General features: G+C 55.0%; 23 protein-coding genes. 10 read left to right on the top strand and 13 right to left on the bottom strand.

Features of this window, described 5'->3' with window-relative positions:
• The first annotated feature begins 85 nt into the window (after positions 1-85).
• Complete coding sequence (gene coaD, locus QEP11_RS11930) at positions 86-583, top strand: pantetheine-phosphate adenylyltransferase (RefSeq protein WP_284336863.1); 498 nt, start codon at positions 86-88, stop codon at positions 581-583.
• Here coaD and QEP11_RS11925 read toward each other — a convergent pair.
• The 5 genes from QEP11_RS11925 to QEP11_RS11905 form a co-directional block, all read right to left on the bottom strand.
• Positions 580-1,668, bottom strand: a complete 1,089-nt coding sequence (locus tag QEP11_RS11925) for a zinc-binding metallopeptidase family protein (protein ID WP_284336862.1) — start codon at positions 1,666-1,668, stop codon at positions 580-582. The genes coaD and QEP11_RS11925 overlap by 4 nt on opposite strands.
• 107 nt (positions 1,669-1,775) lie before the next feature.
• Complete coding sequence (locus QEP11_RS11920) at positions 1,776-2,096, bottom strand: BON domain-containing protein (RefSeq protein WP_284336861.1); 321 nt, start codon at positions 2,094-2,096, stop codon at positions 1,776-1,778.
• An 82-nt stretch (positions 2,097-2,178) separates the two neighbouring features.
• Positions 2,179-2,616, bottom strand: a complete 438-nt coding sequence (locus tag QEP11_RS11915) for a hypothetical protein (protein WP_284336860.1) — start codon at positions 2,614-2,616, stop codon at positions 2,179-2,181.
• Between the two features lie 59 nt (positions 2,617-2,675).
• Positions 2,676-2,843, bottom strand: coding sequence for a DUF1328 domain-containing protein (locus QEP11_RS11910; protein WP_284336859.1), 168 nt, complete (start codon positions 2,841-2,843; stop codon positions 2,676-2,678).
• A gap of 229 nt (positions 2,844-3,072) precedes the next feature.
• Positions 3,073-4,437, bottom strand: coding sequence for a CHASE3 domain-containing protein (locus tag QEP11_RS11905; RefSeq protein ID WP_284336858.1), 1,365 nt, complete (start codon positions 4,435-4,437; stop codon positions 3,073-3,075).
• A 153-nt stretch (positions 4,438-4,590) separates the two neighbouring features.
• Here QEP11_RS11905 and QEP11_RS11900 point away from each other — a divergent pair, with 153 nt between their 5' ends.
• Positions 4,591-5,223, top strand: coding sequence for a response regulator (locus tag QEP11_RS11900; RefSeq protein ID WP_284336857.1), 633 nt, complete (start codon positions 4,591-4,593; stop codon positions 5,221-5,223).
• Positions 5,224-5,291: 68 nt separating this feature from the next.
• Here QEP11_RS11900 and QEP11_RS11895 read toward each other — a convergent pair whose 3' ends face one another.
• The 4 genes from QEP11_RS11895 to gpmA form a co-directional block, all read right to left on the bottom strand.
• Positions 5,292-5,660, bottom strand: coding sequence for a response regulator (locus QEP11_RS11895; RefSeq protein ID WP_284336856.1), 369 nt, complete (start codon positions 5,658-5,660; stop codon positions 5,292-5,294).
• An 88-nt stretch (positions 5,661-5,748) separates the two neighbouring features.
• A complete protein-coding gene (locus QEP11_RS11890; RefSeq protein WP_284336855.1) occupies positions 5,749-6,501 on the bottom strand; it encodes a HesA/MoeB/ThiF family protein in 753 nt (250 codons plus the stop codon).
• A 104-nt stretch (positions 6,502-6,605) separates the two neighbouring features.
• Positions 6,606-8,075, bottom strand: coding sequence for a S41 family peptidase (locus QEP11_RS11885; protein ID WP_284336854.1), 1,470 nt, complete (start codon positions 8,073-8,075; stop codon positions 6,606-6,608).
• 108 nt (positions 8,076-8,183) lie between these two features.
• Complete coding sequence (gpmA, locus tag QEP11_RS11880; protein ID WP_284336853.1) at positions 8,184-8,927, bottom strand: 2,3-diphosphoglycerate-dependent phosphoglycerate mutase; 744 nt, start codon at positions 8,925-8,927, stop codon at positions 8,184-8,186.
• A gap of 142 nt (positions 8,928-9,069) precedes the next feature.
• Between gpmA and QEP11_RS11875 the strand changes: the two genes are divergently transcribed.
• From QEP11_RS11875 to QEP11_RS11860, 4 genes are all read left to right on the top strand, one after another.
• Positions 9,070-9,477 carry a rhodanese-like domain-containing protein gene (locus QEP11_RS11875; protein ID WP_284336852.1) on the top strand — a complete coding sequence of 136 codons (408 nt, stop codon included), beginning with the start codon at positions 9,070-9,072 and terminating at the stop codon, positions 9,475-9,477.
• A gap of 125 nt (positions 9,478-9,602) precedes the next feature.
• Positions 9,603-9,860, top strand: a complete 258-nt coding sequence (grxC, locus tag QEP11_RS11870; RefSeq protein ID WP_284336851.1) for a glutaredoxin 3 — start codon at positions 9,603-9,605, stop codon at positions 9,858-9,860.
• A 114-nt stretch (positions 9,861-9,974) separates the two neighbouring features.
• A complete protein-coding gene (gene secB / locus QEP11_RS11865; protein WP_284336850.1) occupies positions 9,975-10,430 on the top strand; it encodes a protein-export chaperone SecB in 456 nt (151 codons plus the stop codon).
• 108 nt (positions 10,431-10,538) lie between these two features.
• Positions 10,539-11,555, top strand: a complete 1,017-nt coding sequence (locus QEP11_RS11860; protein WP_284336849.1) for an NAD(P)H-dependent glycerol-3-phosphate dehydrogenase — start codon at positions 10,539-10,541, stop codon at positions 11,553-11,555.
• Between the two features lie 107 nt (positions 11,556-11,662).
• Here QEP11_RS11860 and lysA read toward each other — a convergent pair whose 3' ends face one another.
• Positions 11,663-12,922 (bottom strand): diaminopimelate decarboxylase, encoded by a 1,260-nt coding sequence (lysA, locus tag QEP11_RS11855; RefSeq protein ID WP_284336848.1) that lies wholly within the window; start codon positions 12,920-12,922, stop codon positions 11,663-11,665.
• Positions 12,923-13,062: 140 nt separating this feature from the next.
• On the opposite strand from lysA, the gene QEP11_RS11850 reads away from it, so the two are divergent.
• Both QEP11_RS11850 and QEP11_RS11845 read left to right on the top strand, forming a co-directional pair.
• Complete coding sequence (locus QEP11_RS11850) at positions 13,063-13,986, top strand: LysR family transcriptional regulator (RefSeq protein ID WP_284336847.1); 924 nt, start codon at positions 13,063-13,065, stop codon at positions 13,984-13,986.
• Entirely contained in the window at positions 13,976-14,353 is a 378-nt protein-coding gene (locus QEP11_RS11845) for a hypothetical protein (protein WP_284336846.1), read from the top strand. Before QEP11_RS11850 ends, QEP11_RS11845 begins: the two co-directional genes overlap by 11 nt.
• Positions 14,354-14,458: 105 nt before the next feature.
• Here QEP11_RS11845 and QEP11_RS11840 read toward each other — a convergent pair whose 3' ends face one another.
• Both QEP11_RS11840 and QEP11_RS11835 read right to left on the bottom strand, forming a co-directional pair.
• A complete protein-coding gene (locus QEP11_RS11840) occupies positions 14,459-15,112 on the bottom strand; it encodes a tRNA-uridine aminocarboxypropyltransferase (RefSeq protein WP_284336845.1) in 654 nt (217 codons plus the stop codon).
• Between the two features lie 135 nt (positions 15,113-15,247).
• Positions 15,248-16,717 (bottom strand): sensor domain-containing diguanylate cyclase, encoded by a 1,470-nt coding sequence (locus QEP11_RS11835; protein WP_284336844.1) that lies wholly within the window; start codon positions 16,715-16,717, stop codon positions 15,248-15,250.
• Positions 16,718-16,986: 269 nt separating this feature from the next.
• Here QEP11_RS11835 and QEP11_RS11830 point away from each other — a divergent pair, with 269 nt between their 5' ends.
• Positions 16,987-18,786: a chorismate-binding protein gene (locus QEP11_RS11830; protein WP_284336843.1), complete on the top strand. Its 1,800-nt coding sequence runs from the start codon at positions 16,987-16,989 to the stop codon at positions 18,784-18,786.
• Here QEP11_RS11830 and QEP11_RS11825 read toward each other — a convergent pair.
• Positions 18,783-19,001: a hypothetical protein gene (locus QEP11_RS11825; protein WP_284336842.1), complete on the bottom strand. Its 219-nt coding sequence runs from the start codon at positions 18,999-19,001 to the stop codon at positions 18,783-18,785. The two genes, QEP11_RS11830 and QEP11_RS11825, sit on opposite strands and share 4 nt — an antisense overlap.
• On the opposite strand from QEP11_RS11825, the gene QEP11_RS11820 reads away from it, so the two are divergent.
• Positions 19,000-19,440 carry a CBS domain-containing protein gene (locus tag QEP11_RS11820; protein ID WP_284336841.1) on the top strand — a complete coding sequence of 147 codons (441 nt, stop codon included), beginning with the start codon at positions 19,000-19,002 and terminating at the stop codon, positions 19,438-19,440. The two genes, QEP11_RS11825 and QEP11_RS11820, sit on opposite strands and share 2 nt — an antisense overlap.
• The last annotated feature ends 12 nt before the right edge of the window (positions 19,441-19,452 follow it).

The following is a 19,452-nucleotide window of genomic DNA, read 5'->3' as shown; positions in this document are numbered from 1 at the left end:
CGCTTTTTGCTCCAGGAGCTTTTTTTTTGCCTGAAACACAGCTGGGCATAATGCGATCCAGTTTGAGAACCATATGGAGATTGCCATGGCTGAACACGTGGTTGCCGTTTACCCCGGCACATTTGACCCCATTACGCTGGGGCACGAAGACATGATTCGACGGGCAAGCCAGCTGTTTGGCACGGTGGTCGTAGGTGTGGCGATGGCACACCACAAGAAGACCATGTTCACTTTGGATGAGCGCATGGCAATGACCCGAGCGGTGTTCAGTGATGTACCCAATGTGCGTGTGGAAAGCTTTGATGGCCTTGTGCGTGATTTTGTGAAGCAGCAAGGCGGCAAGGTGATGGTGCGGGGGCTGCGCTCGGGCACCGATTTCGATTACGAGTTCCAGTTGGCCGGTATGAACAAGCACTTGCTGCCTGAAGCGGAAACCGTATTTTTGACACCCAGTGCAGAGACCATGTTTATCAGCAGCACCCTGGTGCGCGAGATTGCTACGCTGGGCGGGGATGAGGTGCGCAAGTTTGTCTCTCCCACGGTGTTGCAGCAATTGCTGCTCAAGCTGAAAAAGACTGGCTAAGCTGAACGTTCTGCCTGCTGGCGGTGTGCGCTCACCACTTGGTGAACAAAGGTGAGTTTGGCGATCGCTCCCGTGGAGAGGGCAAAGGGGTAGGCATCGTTTTGACCCAGGCTGCGGTTGAGGCTGTTGAGCATCAGCGTCAGAGGGACGCACTGCTGCAGGATGTGATCGAACGGAGCCTGCGTATTGCTGAACGGATCATCCATGGGCGGCCAGCTCGCCAAATGTCCAGGCAAGCGGAGCTGGACGTGATAGCTGGCCGCGGTCTCCAGCAGATCCATCATGTGCAGATAATGCGCCCAGGTTTCGGCCCAGTCTTCCCAGGGGTGGGCTGCAGCATAGGCACTGACATGGTGCTTTTGCCAGTCCAATGGCCCGGCAGGGCCGCGTGCGTAATGCGCTTGCAGCGCTTGGGCATAGTCCTGGCGCTCATCCCCAAATAGCGAGCGAAATGGCTCCAGCCATGGGGTGTCGCGCACCAGGGTATCCCAGAAAAAATGTCCTGATTCATGGCGCAGATGCCCCAGCAGCGTGCGATATGGCTCGGACATGGCCAGTCTGCGGCGTGCGCGCTCATCATCATCGGCCTCTGCCACATTCAATGTAATGGTGCCACTGAGGTGCCCTGTGAAAATGGGCTGTCCGGGTAAGTCCTCCAGAAAATCAAATGTGGGCGCGGCAAAACCCTGAATCGAGGTGAGATGCAGGCATGACAGCGTGTAAAACAGGTAACGCTTGGCGTTTTCCACTTTGCTCGCGCGCAGCACATTTTGAGGATTGGCGAAGTTAGGCAGCCAGCGAGTCTGACGGCAGGAGACGCAATATGGCTGTGAACCATCGGCGTCAGTGGTGAAATTGCAGGCAGCGCCTTCACTGCTTCGGTTGCGGCACATGCGCAGATGGGCGATCTCTTGGCGCAGCGCTGGTGAGCGTGGTTCCCACAGGTCAGGCAAGCTCGGGGAAGGTTCGAGCGCGGCCATACGCATGCGTTCCGGGACAAACGCCAGGGTTGAACCACAATGCACACAGGTGGTGTTTTCAAAAAAAACCAGATGTCCGCAGTGGTCACAAGTAAAAGCGCGCATGCGTCTAGCTTAGCGAGGAATAGAGATAAATAAAAATGCCGACCCAAATGAGGTCGGCATTTTTACGTAAGTTTGCTGGGCAAAGCCCGCAAACCTATGAGTCCTGATTAGGGACGAACCACGATGCTGTTGCGTACAGACGTTACGCCCTTGACGTCGCGTGCAATGCTTTCAGCGCGGTCTTTTTCCGCCTGGCTCTTGGCAAAGCCCGACAGTTGCACCACGCCCTTCATGGTTTCCACGCTGATGGATGTGGCGGCCACCGTTTTGTCTTCTGCAAACTTGGCTTTCACAGCCGTGGTGATGCCGGCGTCATCTACATAGGAGCCAACGGATTGCTGATTGCGAGCGACAGAACAGCCAGCTGCGCCGATAACGGTGGCGCCGATCAGGGTAGCGAAAGCGATAGCACGTGTAGTTTTCTTCATATATGCCTTTCAGCGTTGGTTAAGAAATAGGTGCGAGGTGTTGAAATTTGGTCTGCGCACCTGGATTTGCAATGTCAAAGTGTTAGCGGCGACGGCCCATGAGGAAGGCGGCAGCAACTGCAGCTCCTGCAGCAGCAGCCATCAAAATTGATTTGCCCGGTTGCTCAACGACATAGCGTGTGGTGCTCTCAGCTGCTTGCTGGAACTGCTTGCGTGCGCGATCCGTACTTTCTGCACAAAAATGAATACTCTTGTTGCAGAACTCCTGGGCACGTGCAGTCAGGTTATCGATTGCGGGGCTGAGTTCGTTCTCGACAGCACGCAACCCGTCTTGCGCCTTGTCAAAAGCATTGCTGGCGGCTTCTCGCGTCGTTTTGATAGCCTCTTTCGCGGAGTTTTCAGCGTCATGCGCGAATTCTTTAGCGCTGGCCTTTGCAGTTTCTGCAGCGTCTTTCACGGCTTCTTTGGTTGCATCTGCAGCTTCAGCAAATGTCTTTTTGGGGTCTTCGGTGTTACTCATAACAATCTTTCTCAATGCGTAGCTTTGTCCGGCGTCAAGGGCGGCATGGCGCCCTCAGATCAACCTTTCTTTTTGAGCAGGCTCATTACGAAAGTAACGACAGCCATGATGACAAATACAAAGAACAGAATCTTCGCAATGCCCACTGCACCTGAGGCAATGCCGCCAAAACCAAAAACAGCAGCAATCAAGGCAATGATGAGAAATACAACGGCGTAATGCAGCATGGTTCGTCTCCTCGGGTGTAAGCGGATGGAGCGCCGCAAGCAGCGCATTCATTGAACCTTCAATGTAAGCATCCCGATGCGGCCGTTGTGACAGCACCGATTGCGCATGAGTGTCAGTCTGAGGGGTTTCTGCGGTGTGCGCACAGGACTACACAGCAAACAATAAGTTTCAAAGAATGGAAGCCATAAAAAAAGCCACCGGCTGGTGGCTTTCTGAGTGGCAAGGCACTTAGGCTGGTTGTAACGCTTCTGCGTTGCTTCCGGTCGGAATGACGGCAGAAATAATGGTGCCTTCACCAATCGCGGAATTGATGGTCAGGCGTCCGCCTGCAGCCTCCACGCGGTGGCGCATGCCTGCCAGACCGTGAGAGTTGGGGCGGATGGCGGACAGATCAAAGCCTTCTCCATTGTCTTGAATCTGCACGGCGACATAGGTCGGGTAGTTGTGCACCGTCACCTGGATATGGCTTGCTTTGGCGTATTTGCCGATATTGGTCAGTGACTCTTGCACCAGTCGGTAGATGGTGAGCTCGGTGGCATCTGGAAGTTCCACGGCTTCAAAATTGGACTCAATCTCCACGCCACTGCGCTGCGCAAATTCATTGGTCAAAATTTCCAGCGATGTTGACAAGCCCAAATTGGCCAATGAGGACGGTCTCAGGTCTTCCACGATGCGACGCTTCAGAGCAATACCGCTGTTGAGCGTTTCCGTCAGGTGCTTGACGCGGTCTGCGACTTCCGGGTTGGACATTTCAATTTTTGACTTCAAACGCGCCACATCCAGTTTGGCTGCTGTGAGCAGGGCGCCGAGTTCGTCGTGCAGCTCGCGTGCCAGGTGACCTCGTTCATCTTCCCGCACCTGCTGCAAATGGTTGGCAAGCTCTGTCAGTGTGGCTGTACGTTCACGTACCAGTTGCTCCAAACGCGTGCGCTCTTCCGAGAGTAGGGCTTGTTCACGCTTGTGGAGTCGTTCAACCATTTTGTGTTGACGCAAATACAGATAAAAGGCGAGAACACCAATCAAGGTAATGGTGGACACACCCAGACGCGCCCAAAACAGCGACGATTGCACCGCAGCCTGATAGTGCTGGGCTTCACGCATGACGGACTCGTCGAGCTGGTTGGACAGCGTGCGGATGGTGTTCATGTCGCTATTGCCCATGTCGGTGAACATGACAAATTTCAGCGCATCCGAGTTGCCTTCGCGAAATAGCTTCAGGCTCAAATCCATCTCGGCAGTTTTTCGCCCAATGCTGCGGCCAAGAGCCAGGAATATGTCGGTTTTAGCGCTGTCGTGCTCAATATTGACGCGAATGTTTTCCAGCGAGCGGGAAATATCCTTGTTGGCCTCCTGGTAGGGCTCCAGATATTTGTTGTCGTTGGTCAGCAGATAACCGCGCAATCCTGTCTCTGCGTTCAACATGTCCTTCATCAGCGAGCTGATTGAGGTACGAGTGTCGTATGAGCGCGTCAAATTTGTCAGTAATTGGCTTGTTTGTTTGTAGCCATATTCGCTGACCCCAATCATGAGACTAGCCGCAAGTATTGCTAAGGGCAAACTAAACGCCATACGGCGTAACCTAGTCCAGTTCACATTGAATCCTCCAATTGGTTGGCAGTTTGTGCCAGATGGCGAACATAAAATCAAGTTGCATTGAGACAGGGTTACCGCTGTGTCCTGCAAGCATTCGTATTGCGAAACTAGGATCGTATAGGGATATATTCCCTCCAAAGGAAAGAGGCTTAGATGATCAAAGTTGGAATCGTGGATGACCACGCCATCGTGCGTTCGGGGTTACGTCAGTACTTGTCTGAACATGTGGACTTGCGCGTGGCGGGTGAGGCTAGCAATGGCCGTGAAGCCATCGATTTGGTGAGACAGCAGGACATTGATGTGCTGGTCATGGATTTATCTATGCCCGGTCAAAGTGGTTTGGATGCGCTGGCCATGTTGCGCGCCAAGGCACCAGAAATGGGAATTTTGATTTTGAGTGGCTATCCGGAGGAGCACTACGCAATCAATTTGATTCGGCAAGGGGCCAGTGGATATCTGAATAAGGAATGCGAACCCAAGGAAATCGCAGAGGCAATTCGCACAATTGCTTTGGGACGTCGCTATTTGACGCCCACGGTCGCTGACTTGCTTGCCCAGCAACTCAACCGCAAGGACGATGCTCCACCGCATGAACAGCTCTCAGAGCGCGAATTCCAGGTTTTTTTGAAGCTGGCCAAGGGCGAGACAGCAGGAGATATTGCCAAGTCGCTGTCGCTGAGTGTCAAAACCGTGAGTACCTATCGCACGCGCTTGATGGAAAAAATGGCTTTGTCCTCGAACAGTGATCTGACCTATTACGCATTGAAGAACAAGCTGATCGATTGATCTAACCAGCCATAAAAAAAGCTGAGCATGGCTCAGCTTTTTTTATGGTTCTCTCAACTGCTTCCATATCAGCTCATTTCCATGCAGAAGTCGAGCAAGTTATCAATCTCATTGGACTTGTCAAATACGGCGTCAACCCCCAGCTCTGTACAACGCTGACGGACGTCCAGAGTTGCATAGTTGCTCAGCACGATGACACGCTGTCCAGGTTTACGGTTTTGGCAAGCAGCCACAACGCCCAAGCCGCTACCTTGGCGCAGGAAAAGGTCAACAATGGCCAGATCCCAATCATTGTGGGGTGCGGTCAGCCACGCCGTGCCTTCAGCTTCAGTTTCGGCGAAGCCAACGGGCTTTACTTCGGAGAGTTCGAGCAAAGTCTCAATTAGATTTTCGCGGATCGTGGCGTTGTCTTCCACGAAAAAAGTCTTGAGAGTCACGATTCAAAGACATCTAAGAGGTGGGTTTTCGTCGGGCTAGGAAAAGTCATTGTGCATCGCACACTCTGGCTGAAGCGTAGTACATGTCCTACTTCTTGCTGCAGCACACAGTGCAATCTGGATTTCGGCTGGCACGCATGCGTGTCCATTCCATACTTCTCCCATCTAACATCAAAAGCTTGCCAACAAGAGAGTCTCCCACGTCAGCAATGAGTTTTAAAGCCTCAGCGGCTTGCATGGCTCCAATAACACCGACTAACGGCGCAAAAACACCCATGGTGGAACACTGCACTTCCTCGAAAGACTCATCCGGGGAAAACAAGCAGGCATAGCAGGGGGAACTTTCTTTGCGTGGGTCAAACACGGTGATCTGTCCATCAAAACGGATGATGGCACCAGCTACCAAAGGCACGCTGTGTTTGACACAAGCTGCATTCACAGTTTGCCGCGTTTGGTAGTTGTCGCAGCAGTCCAATACCACAGTGGCTTGTGAGACAAGTTCGTCTAGCAGCTCCGTATCCGCATGTTGTTGCACGCAGCGCACCTGGACATCCGGGTTGATGGCATGCATCGCCTGTGCAGCGGATTGAACCTTGGCTTGGCCGACGCGTGCTGTGGTGTGGGCGATCTGGCGCTGCAAATTGGTGAGGTCAACGCTGTCATCATCCACCAATGTGATCTTGCCCACCCCGGAGGCAGAGAGGTACAAGGCCGCAGGTGAGCCGAGCCCTCCTGCTCCGATGATGAGTGCATGCGCATCCAGCATGGCTTGCTGGCCCTCAATGCCGACTTCGTCGAGCAGGATATGGCGTGAGTAGCGTAGGAGTTGATCGTCGTTCATGATGACTCCATTAAAAAAGCCGGGGACAAGCCCCCGGCTGTTTAAAAAAGATAGCGTTGGTGTGCGAGCTGTCTGCCTGCCAAGGGCAGTTTATTCGCAGCAAGTTATCTTTGTTCTTCGTCCTTGTCTTTGTCGCTGTCCTTGCTTTCGGCAGGACGCTCTGTCAGGGTCTTGCTGACTTTGACCGGTTGTCCCTTGAGCTGGTTCAAGGCTTGCTGCAGCTGGAAGTCCTTGTCCGAGCCAAACTCGGGCAGGCGCCGCTCAGAAACAGGCTTCTTAGAATCTTCTTCCAGGCGCTTTCGGGCTTCTTCGCGCAGTTTCTCACGTGCGGCCACGGCGTCTGCTTCGGCCGCAGGATCACCATTGCCGATGTGCTTTTCCAAATCAGATTCGCGCATGCGCAAAGCCGCATAGACATCACCCTCTGCGGTTTCGTCGACCATGACATCAGGCACGATGCCCTTGGCCTGAATGGATTTGCCGCTAGGTGTGTAGTACAGCGCAGTGGTCAGTTTCAAGCCGGTATCAGGGCCCAGGGGGCGGACGGTCTGCACGGATCCCTTGCCAAAAGACTGGCTGCCCATGATGGTCGCTCGCTTGTGATCTTGCAGGGCACCAGCCACAATTTCGCTGGCTGAAGCCGAACCTTCGTTGACCAGGACTACCAGCGGAACCTTTTTCAAGGCTTCAGGCAGACGCTTGAGAGGATCTCCGGTGCCACGACGTGCGTAGAACTCGGGGGCAGCCTTAAAGACGGCCTTGCTTTCTTCCAGTTGGCCGTCGGTGCTGACGACAGTAACGCCTTCGGGCAGGAATGCCGCAGAAATCGCTACAGCAGCGTCCAGCAATCCACCGGGATCGTTACGCAGATCCAGTACCAGACCCTTGATGTTCGGTTCTTCCTTGTAGATCTCTTCCACCTTGCGAACAAAGTCATCCACAGTGCGTTCTTGGAATTGGCTCAGTCGAACCCAGGCGTAACCAGGCTCAATAACCTTGCCCTTGACGGACTGTGTCTTGATCTCTTCGCGGGTAATCGTGACTGTGAAGCTACGGCTTTCATCCTTGCGCAGGATGGTCAGCTCCACCTTGGTCTTGGGCTCACCGCGCATGCGTTTGACGGCCTCATTGAGGGAAAGGCCTTTGACTGCAGTGGTGTCAATCTTGGTGATCAGATCACCACTCTTGAGTCCAGCTTTGTCTGCAGGAGAGCCTTCAATAGGCGAGACGATCTTGATCAGACCGTCTTCTTGTGTGATTTCAATGCCTACACCCACAAAGCGGCCCGAAGTGCCTTCTCGGAATTCCTTGAAGCTCTTCTTGTCGAAGTATTGCGAATGCGGGTCAAGGCTGGAGACCATGCCGGAGATGGCATCGGTGATCAGCTTCTTGTCATCCACAACCTCGACGTAATCCGTCTTGATGATGCCGAACACAGCCGACAGTTGCTGGATTTCCTCCAAGGGAAGAGGCGAAATGCCGCCGCGCGCAACCGTTTGCAATGACACGGTGGTCAATGCACCCGCTACAACGCCCAACGATACCCAGCCAGCAATTTTGAGTTTTTGGCTCATAGAGACTTTAGTTTTAGATCGATCTGCGTCGACAAATATACACGGCGCTGCCTTGCAGGTGGTGGGGCGCAGGCCCAACCACCCGAAGGCAGGTAGGGTGTTACACAATCATGCCTTGCCTTGGGCGGCCACAGCAGCGGCAGCCTTGGCAGCAGCTTCGGCGTCGCCCAGGTAGTAGCTACGGATGGGCTTGAGGTTTTCATCCAGCTCGTACACCAGAGGGATGCCGTTAGGGATGTTGACACCAACGATAGCGTCGTCTGCAATATTGTCCAAATACTTGACCAATGCGCGGATGGAGTTGCCGTGCGCAGACACAACCACACGCTTGCCAGCCTTGATTTCGGGAGCCAGTGTCTCAGTCCAGAAGGGCACCACGCGAGCGACGGTGTCCTTCAGGCATTCAGTCAGCGGGACTTGTTCGGGCTGCAGGTTGGCGTAGCGACGGTCGCTGCGTTCGCTGCGAGGATCGGTCGCTTCCAGGGCCGGTGGCGGCACATCATAGCTGCGGCGCCATTGAAGCACTTGGGCATCGCCGTATTGTTTGGCCATATCGGCCTTGTTCAGTCCTTGCAAGCCACCATAGTGGCGCTCGTTGAGGCGCCAGTCTTTGTGTACAGGCAGCCATGTGCATTTCATCTCATCCAGGGCATACCACAGGGTGTTGATTGCACGTTGCAATACCGAGGTGTAGGCGACATCAAACTCGTAACCTTCGGCTTTAAGCAGCTGGCCTGCCTGCTTGGCCTGGGCGATGCCGGTAGGGGTCAGGTCCACATCGGTCCAGCCGGTAAAACGGTTTTCGAGATTCCAGGTGGACTCACCGTGGCGGATCAGTACGAGCTTGTACATGGTTTCTTTCTGCGCAAAAAACACAAACGGATAAAGGCGTAGCCTTCTATTCTAGGGCGCAGGCTGGCGCTGTACAGGGTATGTTGTCTGGGGAGATCGGTCTACCACTAAAATCACAGGCTTTGCCAACCCAAGGACTGACGTGACTTTCATTGTTGAAAACTGGTATTTGATTTTGCTGGCAGTAGTCTCTGGTGGTCTGCTGTTGGTGCCTGCTCTCAAAGGGGCGGGCGCCGGTTCGCTGTTGCCCAATGACGCTGTGGTGAAGATCAACCGCGAAAAAGCGGTCATCGTGGACGTGCGTGAGCCAGAAGAATATGTGAAGGGCCACATCACCAATGCCAAGAATATTCCGCTGTCACAGCTTGATGAGCGTCTGTCGCAGGCGGTGAAGAACAAAGCTTTGCCTGTGATTCTGGTGTGCGAGAAAGGTCATCGCGCTGTGCGAGCTCAGGCGCAAGCCAAGAAGCTCGGCTATGACAATGCCCAAGCTTTGGCTGGTGGCATGAAGGCTTGGCGAGATACGGGGTTGCCTGTAACTAAGGCCTAAGCCTGCTGGACTTTTACAACTGCCCTACTATTGAGGAGCCATTCGGCTCCTTTTTTGTGCCCGGTTTTCCCCTGGGCACTTTGGGCAGCCCCCCTGTTTAATAAAGACTCTGAAGGATTCCTGTAATGCAAGCCGTGAAGATGTACACCACCGCTGTCTGCCCCTACTGCGTGCGCGCCAAGCAAGTGCTCAAGTCCAAGGGGGTGGAGCACATTGAAGAAATCCGCATTGATACGGATCCTGCTGCACGTGCGCACATGATGGAGGTTACCGGGCGCCGCACGGTACCTCAGATTTTTGTGGGTGAGACCCATGTAGGTGGGTGCGATGACTTGATCGCATTGGATGCAAAGGGCGAGCTGCTGCCTCTGCTCAACGCCTAATATTTCAATGTAGGCCGTGTGCCTGCATAATGGTCGTCTTAAGTGCCCGCTGCTGCAGCCACTGTACAGCGGGCCTTTTCATGAACGCTGCTTTGCGTAAGAAAGACTGACACCATGTCCGAACAAGCCACTCCCGTTTTCCAGATTCAACGTGTCTATCTGAAAGACCTGTCGCTGGAGCAACCCAATTCCCCTGCCATCTTGCTGCAGCAAGAGCAGCCCAATGTTGATATCCAACTGGGCGTAGAAGCCACACCCGTGGCTGAAGGTCTGTTTGAAGTGGCAGTGACCGCCACGGTGCAAACCAAGATCGAAGACAAGACCTTGTTCTTGGTGGAAGCCAAGCAGGCCGGCATTTTTGAAATCCGCAACATTCCTGAAGATCAAATGGGTGGTGTGATTGGTGTGGCATGTCCCCAGATCATCTACCCTTATCTGCGCGGCAACGTGGCAGACGTTGTGACCCGTGCTGGTTTCCCTCCTGTGCACTTGGCGGAAATCAACTTCCAGGCCATGTATGAACAGCAAACAGCAGCTGCGGCTGCCCAAGCCGAAGGCACGGTGCAGTAAGCAAACGCTCAGGCAAGTGCTTGGGCATGCTACAAAAGAGGCCCTTTATGTGGGCCTTTTTTTATGGTTTTTCAGCCTTGATGGCTGAATCAAGAAGCGCCAGAAGCTATGAATTTGATTGTGATTGGTGCCGGAGCCTGGGGCACGGCATTGGCCATTGCAGCGGCACGTCATACAGCGGGCCATCGTGTCACCCTGTGGGCGCGCAACGCACAGCAGGCACAAGAGATGCAGGCGTTGCGCAGCAATGTGCGTTACCTGCCAGGAATGGATTTCCCTAGCTCTTTGCAAGTCAGCGCGGCACCGTTGGTGCAAGCGGTACAGGGAATGGATCTGATCATCATTGCGACGCCAATGTCGGCGTTGCGCAGCACCCTGCAAGCGGTGGTTGATGCGCGAGTGCAGGTGCCCGTAGCCTGGCTGTGCAAGGGATTCGAAGCAGTCCCAACTGGTCAGGCTGGTGTTGGCCTGATGCCACATGAGGTGTGCGCGCAAGTGGCACCACAACTGGCCAGCGGTGCTTTGAGCGGGCCCAGTTTTGCGCAGGAAGTGGCCAAAGGTCAGCCAACCTTGCTCGTGGCAGCCAGCCAATATGCCGCTGTACGCCAGGCTTTGCTGCAAGCCTTTCACAATGGAACACTACGCTTGTATGCCAACGAAGACATTGTGGGTGTGGAGGTAGGGGGGGCTGTCAAAAACGTGATGGCGATTGCAGCCGGCTTGTGCGACGGCCTGGATCTGGGGCTCAATGCGCGTGCGGCCCTGCTGACGCGGGGGCTGGCGGAAATGACGCGTCTGGGTGTGGCGCTGGGCGCCAAGGCCGAGACATTCATGGGGTTGAGCGGTCTCGGTGACTTGATGCTTACGGCAACAGGCGATCTCTCACGCAACCGCAAAGTCGGTTTGCTGCTGGCGCAAGGCATGACACTGGCCCAGGCCGTGACTTCATTGGGGCATGTGGCCGAAGGGGTGTACAGCGCTCGCACCGTTGTACAGCGTGCACGTGCAGTTGGCGTGGAAATGCCGATTGCTGCCACAGTGGTGGATTTGCTGGATGGTCACATTACGCCGCAAGCGGCTGTGCAACGACTGATGGCGCGTGATCCCAAGCAAGAGGGCGTCTGAGTTTGGGAGCTTGCAGTCTCTAGTGTCAGTGCCTTCAATGGTGATGCGAAAAGGGAGCCCAAGGCTCCCTTTTGTTTGATGCATGAGGCGGATGCAAGCTCGCAAAATTACAGGCTCAGCTCCAGCTCAAGCAACTCCTCCACCGTCTGGCGACGGCGGATCAACTGTACCTTGTCGCCATCAACCAGCACTTCTGCGGCCAGTGGGCGGGTGTTGTAGTTGCTGGACATGGAGGAGCCGTAGGCACCCGTATCGTGAATGACCAGCAGGTCGCCCACCTGGGCATCTCCCAATGAGCGGGGTAATACAACGCCACCATCGCCTTGGGTGAAAACGTCGCCAGACTCACACAGCGGGCCAGCAACCACGCTGTCGCGCGCGCCATCGCCATGGTTGGGCAGTGCACCCACGCCACGGCGCTCAATGTGCATGCCGTGGTAGCTTCCGTACATGCTTGGGCGCATCAGTTCGTTGAAGCCAGTGTCCACCAAAATGAAGTGGTTGTTGCCAGCACCCTTGGTGGCCCGGACCGTACCCAGCAGCACGCCGGATTCAGCGACCAGGAAACGACCGGGCTCCAGCTCCAGTCCCAGCTTGTGGCCGACAATCGCCTCGGCTTGCTTGCGTGCTTCGTTCCACAGTCCAAAGTAGTGTTCTGTGTCGATGCGTGCATCACTATCGCGGTAAGGAATTGACAGACCACCACCAGCCGAAATGGCCAGCAGGTCATGGCCGTGGTCCTTGGCACGCTTGACCAAGGCCACCATGGCGCCGCACACCTCTTGCAAGTGGGCGTAATCGACGCCCGATCCAATGTGCATGTGAAGGCCCGCCAGATGCAGGCCATGCTGAGAGATAGCGTCCAGTGCAGCATTCAGGTCGGTATGCCAGATACCGTGCTTGCTGTGCTCGCCGCCGGTGTTGGTCTTGTTGCTGTGGCCGTGACCAAAGCCGGGGTTGATGCGCAGCCAGACGCTGTGGCCGGGCGATGCATGACCCAGCTGGTGCAGCATATCAATGGAACCTGCGTTCACAGGCACCTTGTACTCCACCACGGTGGCCAGTGTGGCTTCGTCCATGACATCTGCAGTAAAGACGATGTCGGAGGGTTCGCCTCCCGCCACATAACCGGCAGCCACTGCACGCAGTATCTCTCCACGGGAGACGGCATCCACTTTCACGCCTTGTTCGCGCATCAGTTTCAGGATGTGGATGTTGGAGCAGGCCTTTTGCGCAAAGCGAACGGTGTCAAACGCTTTGAGTTGTGCAATGCGCTCGCGAATAACCTGGGCGTTGTACACCCACAGTGGGGTGCCGTAGGTGTCGGCCAGGGACCACAGCTGTTTCGAAGAGAAAGTGCAAGACATAGCGTTTTTATGCATCACGACCAGGCGTTGGTATGCCGACCGTGTGAAAGGTTGATGACTGGAACTATCGTCCGAGATTTTTTTTATGCAGTCCAATGCTTGTTTGTGAGTAAGTTATTCATTTTGGATATGCTAAAGGCATGTCTGCATACAGCTTTGCGCCCAACCCCGACCGAATCACCCATAGGCACATTGAAGTGTTTCGCGCACTGATGCGCACCGGCAGTGCGACCGGGGCTGCGCAGATGCTGTTCACCTCACAGCCTACCGTGAGTCGAGAACTGGCACGTCTGGAGCAGCTGTTGGGCTATGCCTTGTTTGAGCGCAGCCAGAATCGCTTGCGTCCGAATGCGCGTGCCTTGCGCTTATGGGATGAGGTAGAGCGCAGCTGGGCGGGTCTGGATCGGGTGGTGGAGCATGCCATGGCTTTGGGGCAGTCACACCGGGCCAGCATCAGTGTGCTGTGCATGCCGGCATTGAGCCATGCCTTGCTGCCAGGGGCACTGGAACGTTTACAGCGCAGCCATGGCGAGGTAGCGGTGAGCGTGGCCACGCAAGATGGGCCGCTGCTGCATGAGTGGATGTCCGCCCAGCGTTTTGACTTGGGGCTGACGGAGTCAACAGAAGCGCCACCAGGTACGCGTATCTTGCATCTGGCTGCCTTGGATGAGGTGGCAGTGCTGCCCGCTTCGCATCCGTTGGCAGCCAAAGCGGTGCTTCAGCCTGAGGATTTTGAGGGGCAGGCGTTTATCAGCCTGGCGCCCGATGATGCCTATCGTGTGCAAATTGACGCTGTGTTCTCCAAAGCGAAGGTGCAGCGCAAAATGTTGCTGGAGACCATGAGTGCAGTGGCTGTGTGTGCCATGGTGCAGCATGGTCTGGGTGTGGCGATTGTCAACCCTATGACGGCTCATGCATGCGCCGGCGCTGACATGGTGGTCAGACCTTTGGGCTTTTCGATTCCGTTTCATGTGCATATGCTGCTGCCTATGCACCGTCCCGCAGTACCGGAAGTGGATTGGCTGGTGCAAGCTCTTGAACAGGAGGCGCAGCATGTACTTTGAGTTTTCCGATTCTGAAGTGGCCCAATGCACCTGGGAAGATGGACGTTTGCAACTGCGCTTTTCTGCAGCGCGGTTGATGGATAGTGATGATCCTCGTGCAGAAGCGGTGTGGGCGCCTGTGCTGCTGAGCGCTGAACAAGTAGAGCCTTGGGAGTCCTTGGAACCCGAAGCCTGCCTGGGGCGTATACGCCAGGGCTTTGTCTTGCACGCCAGCCAGCGTATTCAGAAGCTGCCAGTTCCTTGTGAGTTGCAAGGGGTGGTGACCATGGAGTTGGAATTTGCCCAAGGCAGTGTGGTGCATGTACGTTGCCATGCACTGTCGCTGCACCCGTTGCAAGGTGTAGCTGTGGGCACCTATCAGTGTTGATGCGCAGGCTGCATGCCTGACCGCGGACCGAGTATCAGGGGGGGCAGACGCAAAGTCCACCGATTGAAGACTGCAGGCAAGACACCATGCAAGGCTGTGCAGGTTTTAAGGTGCGTTGCCCAGCGCCTTCAAGTGCTGGTGCTGGGCCATCACATCATCAAAGCTGCGCATCAGCTTTTGCCAGGCGGGGTGTTGCTCTCCCCATTCTTGTAGCTGAGCCATTGCCTGCGCAGCCGCTTCAAAGCTGGACAGTTGCCCCGGGGCTTGCGCTTTGCGAATAGCATATCGGCAGCTGGGAGCTTCGTGTAGTGCCAGACGCGGTAGATGCTGCAAACCGGGGTTGAGATAAAGCATCTTTCTGCTTTTGCGCCATGTGCCATCAATAACGACCAGACGCAGCTTGGTGACTTGTTTGAGCCAATGACTGGGTAGTGCAGGTGGCTGCACGACTGGCAGCTGTGGGTCGGGCAAAGTGGCGGGGTACAGCAGCACCGGGCGTACTTCGGCATCCATTGCCTGACCCGGCCAAGGCGCATGCAGCAATTGCTGCAAATCTGCAGCTGTGAAAACTTCTCCTACTTCCAGGCGGCTGCCAAGCACGCACAGATGCAACAGCCTTGCGGTGTTTTTGGCGTGGCCTGCTTCCAGGGGGTGCTGCAGCACCAGCAACTGAACCTGGCTATCCACCTTTTGAATATTCGCGCACCAACATGCCCGCAGTGGGCGTAGGCATTGGCTGCAATGAGGGCGATTGGACACGAGAGGTAAGAGTGATAGCTTCGCATGTCATATTGACATGTGAATTCTTGATTTTCTTTCAGGCAGCCAGGGCTTGAGCTTCAGCTCGATTGCAGGCATATAGGTGCGAGGGCTTTAAAGGGATAGCACTCTCTTTTAGCCATTTGCCGTACGGCGGTCATAGCCACGCAATTGATAAAAGCGCATTTTGTCTGCATACATGTTCTGGTCAGCGCGATGGACCACAGTCTCTAGCAGAGTGTCCTCATGCCCGGTGGCGGTGCCCACGGCCATGTAAATGGTTTGTCCAGGGTAGAACTGATTGTTCAATTCGAGCAGTGACATGATGCGCTCTTTCATCACGTTGGCCGCATGCGCATCACTGCCGGGCATGAGTACTATGAATTCATCTCCCCCAATCCGTGCAGCGCAATCCGGAGCATCGACCGCCTTGCTCAAAACTTCACCGATGCGGCGCAGCATGGTGTCGCCTGCCGTGTGGCCGTGTTCATCGTTGATAGCCTTGAGGCCATTCATGTCAATGGCAATCACGGAAATTGGCCAAGGGCCTTTACGCGAGAGTCGATTCAACTCTTCGGTATAGAAGGCGCGATTGCGTAATTGTGTCAACACATCGTGCTTTCCGAGGTACTCCAGGTAGGCCTCGGCCTTTTTTCGGGCAGTGATGTCCACCAGCGAAAGCAGAACCAAGCCCCAGTCGTCGGCATGGCTGGTCATCACGGAAAGTTCGAGGTGAATGTGCAAAGCCTCTCCATTGAGGGCGTAGTTCACAACCTCGCGCTGTTGCACCAGCTTGCCATTCCAAAGGTCTTGTAGTTGCTCTGCAAAAGAAGCATACATTTCGCCTTGAAAAATTCTGGGAAGACCCAGGTTCAACTCGGCTTTGCTGCTGGCCCCGAACATGTCCAGCGTTTGCTGGTTCACGTCGATCACACGTATTTCTTGCATGCAGCGGGTGACGAATTCTGGGTGTACTTTCAAAAAGGTACGAAAGTCCGTGATGCCGCGTGAACGCACTTCATCGAGAAGACGCTTTACTTCCCGGAAATCCTCCACCCACAGCGACACAGGGGAATACTCAAACAAATCCCGGGCGTATTGCTCGCTCTCGCGCAGTTGCAAAGCGCTTTGTACCTCAGTGGTGATGTCCTGCAGGGATACCAGCACGCGGCTCCAACATGTTTCGAAACCGGGTAAAACGCGAGCATGGATCTGCACATCCATGCGCCGGCCTTGCAAATCGTAATTGACAGACCGGTTCTCGAAGCTTTGTTGTCCTTCCCACAGCGCCAACAGTTCGTGAATGCTGTGATGAAACATGTCACCGCGGAAAATTTCTGAGATCCGTGTTTGAAGTGTTTGTTGGTCAGGAGCCTTGAATAAATCCAGGGTGAACTGGTTGACACGCAGCACGCGAAAGGCTGAGCCACAACGTTGCAGGCGTGCGATATCGTCTTGGAGAAATGCTTTGAGATCGGTCACGCCTTCGGCGCGCCATTGGTCAAACAGCTGTTTGAGTTCACTGTAATCTTCCATCCACAGCGAAACTGGAGCGAGGTCGAACATGTCTTCAAAGTTCAATCCGCTTGGTAGCAAGTCAGTCATTGTGATCACCTTTAGCACAAACGCCTGCCATGTCCAGTGAGTGAGCACTTTGGCTGCGCGGGCGAAGCATAGCGGCATTCTTGTTGTTTTCAAGAAGCACAATGTGAAATTGCGTAGATTGCTCGGGCACAGTTGCGCAGAGCCTTGCGTTTGGTTAGTACTTTCGTACCAGAGTTTGGTATTTGCACTTGGTCCGCATGCTTGCTGGTGCGAGATTGACAGTGAGTGAGGCTGGAAAGCAGGTGCGAGCCGCTATTCTTGCGCCTAATATGAATACGCTTTTTCCTTTTTTTGCGCGATGTGATTTGGGGCAGCCTTTGGTTGAGGGAAGTGCGCGCTTGCAGCACAGCTTCAGCCATCCGGTCGAGGTGTTGCAAGCGCATGACGCATCCACACTGCAAAGTCTTTTGCAACAGGTAGAAAGCGCTGCTCGTAAGGGGGGCTGGTGTGTGGGAGGGCTGCGCTACGAGGCCGCGACGGCGCTGGATTCCAGATTGGTGACGAAGGATTCGCCAAGTGCCATTGCATGGTTTGCAGTGTACGAAGGTCCGCAGGACGCGTCGGTACAGCCTCTGGGTGCCGTGCACAAAGGAGTTCCGCTGACGTGGAAAAATTCTTTGCAGCAAAGCGCCTTTGTGCAAGGGATGAACAGCATCCATGCTGGTATCTCGGCTGGTGACTACTATCAGATCAACTACACCCAGCAGCTGCATGGCAGGGCCGAAAAGCCGATTGATGGTGCGGAGCTGTTTGCCGCGCTGCAAAAGGCGCAGCCGAATGGCTATGCTTTATTCATAGATATGGGTGATACCCAGATTGCCTCTGTATCGCCCGAGTTGTTCTTTGATTGGCATCAGCCTGAACAGGGAAGTGGCCAGATATTGACCCGCCCCATGAAAGGCACATCTGTTCGTGGTGCCAGTCCTGAGCAAGATGCCATGCAAGCGCAGCACTTGCAGACTTCGGCCAAAGAACGTGCTGAAAACGTGATGATTGTGGATCTGCTACGCAATGACTTGGGGCGGATTGCTGAGATGGGCTCGGTGCAAGTGCCGCAGCTGTTTCATGTGCAAGCTTTGCCTACGGTGTGGCAAATGACTTCTGATGTGCGTGCACAGTTACCGCATGGAACCGCGTTGCACCAGGTGTTCAAGGCCTTGTTTCCCTGTGGCTCAATCACTGGTGCGCCGAAGCGAGCCGCCATGCAAGCCATTGCTGATCTGGAGCTGGAGCCGCGCGGCTGGTATTGTGGTGCTCTGGGTGTGGTGCGCCCCGATGGCGCGGGCGGTATACGAGCCACGTTCAATGTGCCCATACGTACGCTGGTAGTGCAGGGCGATACACAGCAAGATTTGCGCTGCGGTATTGGTAGTGGAATTACCGCTGATGCCACTGCTGCTGGTGAATGGGCAGAGTGGCGTGCCAAGCGTGCATTTGTCGAGAGGGTGAGTATGGAGTTTGAAGTAATCACCACCATGGCTTTGGAGGAGGGGCACTTTCGCCATCTGTCACTGCATGTACAGCGTCTGCAGGAGGCAGCGTCACACTTTGGCTACCCCTGGAATGCACCGGCACTGGAGGAGACACTGCAGCATGTGTGTGACACTCATCCGGTGGGGCTGTGGCGGGTGCGAATCGCGCTCAGCCAACAGGGGCTGTTTAGCAGCCAGGTTGTGGTGTGTTCATCTTCCCCGCCGGTTGCCCTATTGAAATTGGCGTCTGGCCCATTGTCAGAAGCACGCAGTGAGTTTGTGCGCTTCAAGACCAGTCGCCGCAGTCATTACGAGCCGTTTGAGCCCAGAGAAGCACATATTTTTGACACAGTTTTGTGGAACGATGCGGGTGAGATCACCGAGGGCACGCGTGGCAATGTCATGGTGCTGCTTGATGGCCGATGGGTCACGCCTGCGTTGTCCTGTGGTTTGCTCAATGGTGTAGGACGACAAGTTGCCTTGTCAGAAGGCAGGGTGGTGGAGGGCGTGGTGCGTCTGGAGGATTTGGCGCGGGTGCAAAAGTGGGCGTTCGTGAACAGTTTGCGCGGATGGTTGCCTGGGCAGATGCTGGATTAGTCAAACGCATTTTGTGTTACGCAATGTCCGTCCGATGGCAGGAAATCAGCATCCTTGGTTTGATCTCTTGCGAACTTCATCCTTGGATGTTTGCTTGTAAGAAGGAAGATGGCGAAAGCTGTCACGGGGATTGGTACAAAGCCCGGTTGCATGGCCGTCATGCAGCGGCTGAAATAGGCGTTCATACAGACATCCACCACCGCGAGGTATTGCATGACTACAGTTGCTGAAATCCTGAAATCCAAGGCCGATCACCACATCTATGCAGTTGAACCTGGAGCGACCGTCTTCGAGGCCTTGCAGCTCATGGCTGAAAAAGGCATCGGCGCTTTGCTCATCAAGCAAGGGGCCAAGATTGTGGGCATCTTCACCGAACGTGATTACGCGCGCAAGATTGCCTTGATGGGGCGCGATTCTGCGCACACGCCGGTGTCTGAAGTGATGACAACTTCGGTGTTGTTTGTACAGTCCAGCCAGACGTCAGAGGAATGCATGCAGTTGATGACGGGCAAGCGCTTGCGGCATTTGCCAGTGGTCGATGAAGGGCAGTTGGTGGGCCTGGTGTCGATTGGAGACTTGGTCAAGGAAATCATTTCCGCGCAGCAATTCACCATCGCTCAGCTGGAGCATTACATCCACGGCGGCAATGCTTGAAAGTGAGGCGGA

Source organism: Comamonas halotolerans, from assembly GCF_030162935.1.
Lineage (GTDB): Bacteria > Pseudomonadota > Gammaproteobacteria > Burkholderiales > Burkholderiaceae_C > Comamonas > Comamonas halotolerans.
This window is presented reverse-complemented; position numbering and strand designations above follow the sequence as displayed.

Excerpts from the sequence above, each read along its gene's own strand:
- coaD (WP_284336863.1), top strand. The coding sequence starts at position 86 with ATGGCTGAACACGTGGTTGCCGTTTACCCCGGCACATTTGACCCCATT.
- QEP11_RS11925 (WP_284336862.1), bottom strand. The coding sequence starts at position 1,668 with ATGCGCGCTTTTACTTGTGACCACTGCGGACATCTGGTTTTTTTTGAA.
- QEP11_RS11920 (WP_284336861.1), bottom strand. The coding sequence starts at position 2,096 with ATGAAGAAAACTACACGTGCTATCGCTTTCGCTACCCTGATCGGCGCC.
- QEP11_RS11915 (WP_284336860.1), bottom strand. The coding sequence starts at position 2,616 with ATGAGTAACACCGAAGACCCCAAAAAGACATTTGCTGAAGCTGCAGAT.
- QEP11_RS11910 (WP_284336859.1), bottom strand. The coding sequence starts at position 2,843 with ATGCTGCATTACGCCGTTGTATTTCTCATCATTGCCTTGATTGCTGCT.
- QEP11_RS11900 (WP_284336857.1), top strand. The coding sequence starts at position 4,591 with ATGATCAAAGTTGGAATCGTGGATGACCACGCCATCGTGCGTTCGGGG.
- QEP11_RS11890 (WP_284336855.1), bottom strand. The coding sequence starts at position 6,501 with ATGAACGACGATCAACTCCTACGCTACTCACGCCATATCCTGCTCGAC.
- QEP11_RS11885 (WP_284336854.1), bottom strand. The coding sequence starts at position 8,075 with ATGAGCCAAAAACTCAAAATTGCTGGCTGGGTATCGTTGGGCGTTGTA.
- gpmA (WP_284336853.1), bottom strand. The coding sequence starts at position 8,927 with ATGTACAAGCTCGTACTGATCCGCCACGGTGAGTCCACCTGGAATCTC.
- grxC (WP_284336851.1), top strand. The coding sequence starts at position 9,603 with ATGCAAGCCGTGAAGATGTACACCACCGCTGTCTGCCCCTACTGCGTG.
- secB (WP_284336850.1), top strand. The coding sequence starts at position 9,975 with ATGTCCGAACAAGCCACTCCCGTTTTCCAGATTCAACGTGTCTATCTG.
- QEP11_RS11860 (WP_284336849.1), top strand. The coding sequence starts at position 10,539 with ATGAATTTGATTGTGATTGGTGCCGGAGCCTGGGGCACGGCATTGGCC.
- lysA (WP_284336848.1), bottom strand. The coding sequence starts at position 12,922 with ATGTCTTGCACTTTCTCTTCGAAACAGCTGTGGTCCCTGGCCGACACC.
- QEP11_RS11850 (WP_284336847.1), top strand. The coding sequence starts at position 13,063 with ATGTCTGCATACAGCTTTGCGCCCAACCCCGACCGAATCACCCATAGG.
- QEP11_RS11845 (WP_284336846.1), top strand. The coding sequence starts at position 13,976 with ATGTACTTTGAGTTTTCCGATTCTGAAGTGGCCCAATGCACCTGGGAA.
- QEP11_RS11835 (WP_284336844.1), bottom strand. The coding sequence starts at position 16,717 with ATGACTGACTTGCTACCAAGCGGATTGAACTTTGAAGACATGTTCGAC.
- QEP11_RS11830 (WP_284336843.1), top strand. The coding sequence starts at position 16,987 with ATGAATACGCTTTTTCCTTTTTTTGCGCGATGTGATTTGGGGCAGCCT.
- QEP11_RS11820 (WP_284336841.1), top strand. The coding sequence starts at position 19,000 with ATGACTACAGTTGCTGAAATCCTGAAATCCAAGGCCGATCACCACATC.
- QEP11_RS11825 (WP_284336842.1), bottom strand. The coding sequence starts at position 19,001 with ATGCAATACCTCGCGGTGGTGGATGTCTGTATGAACGCCTATTTCAGC.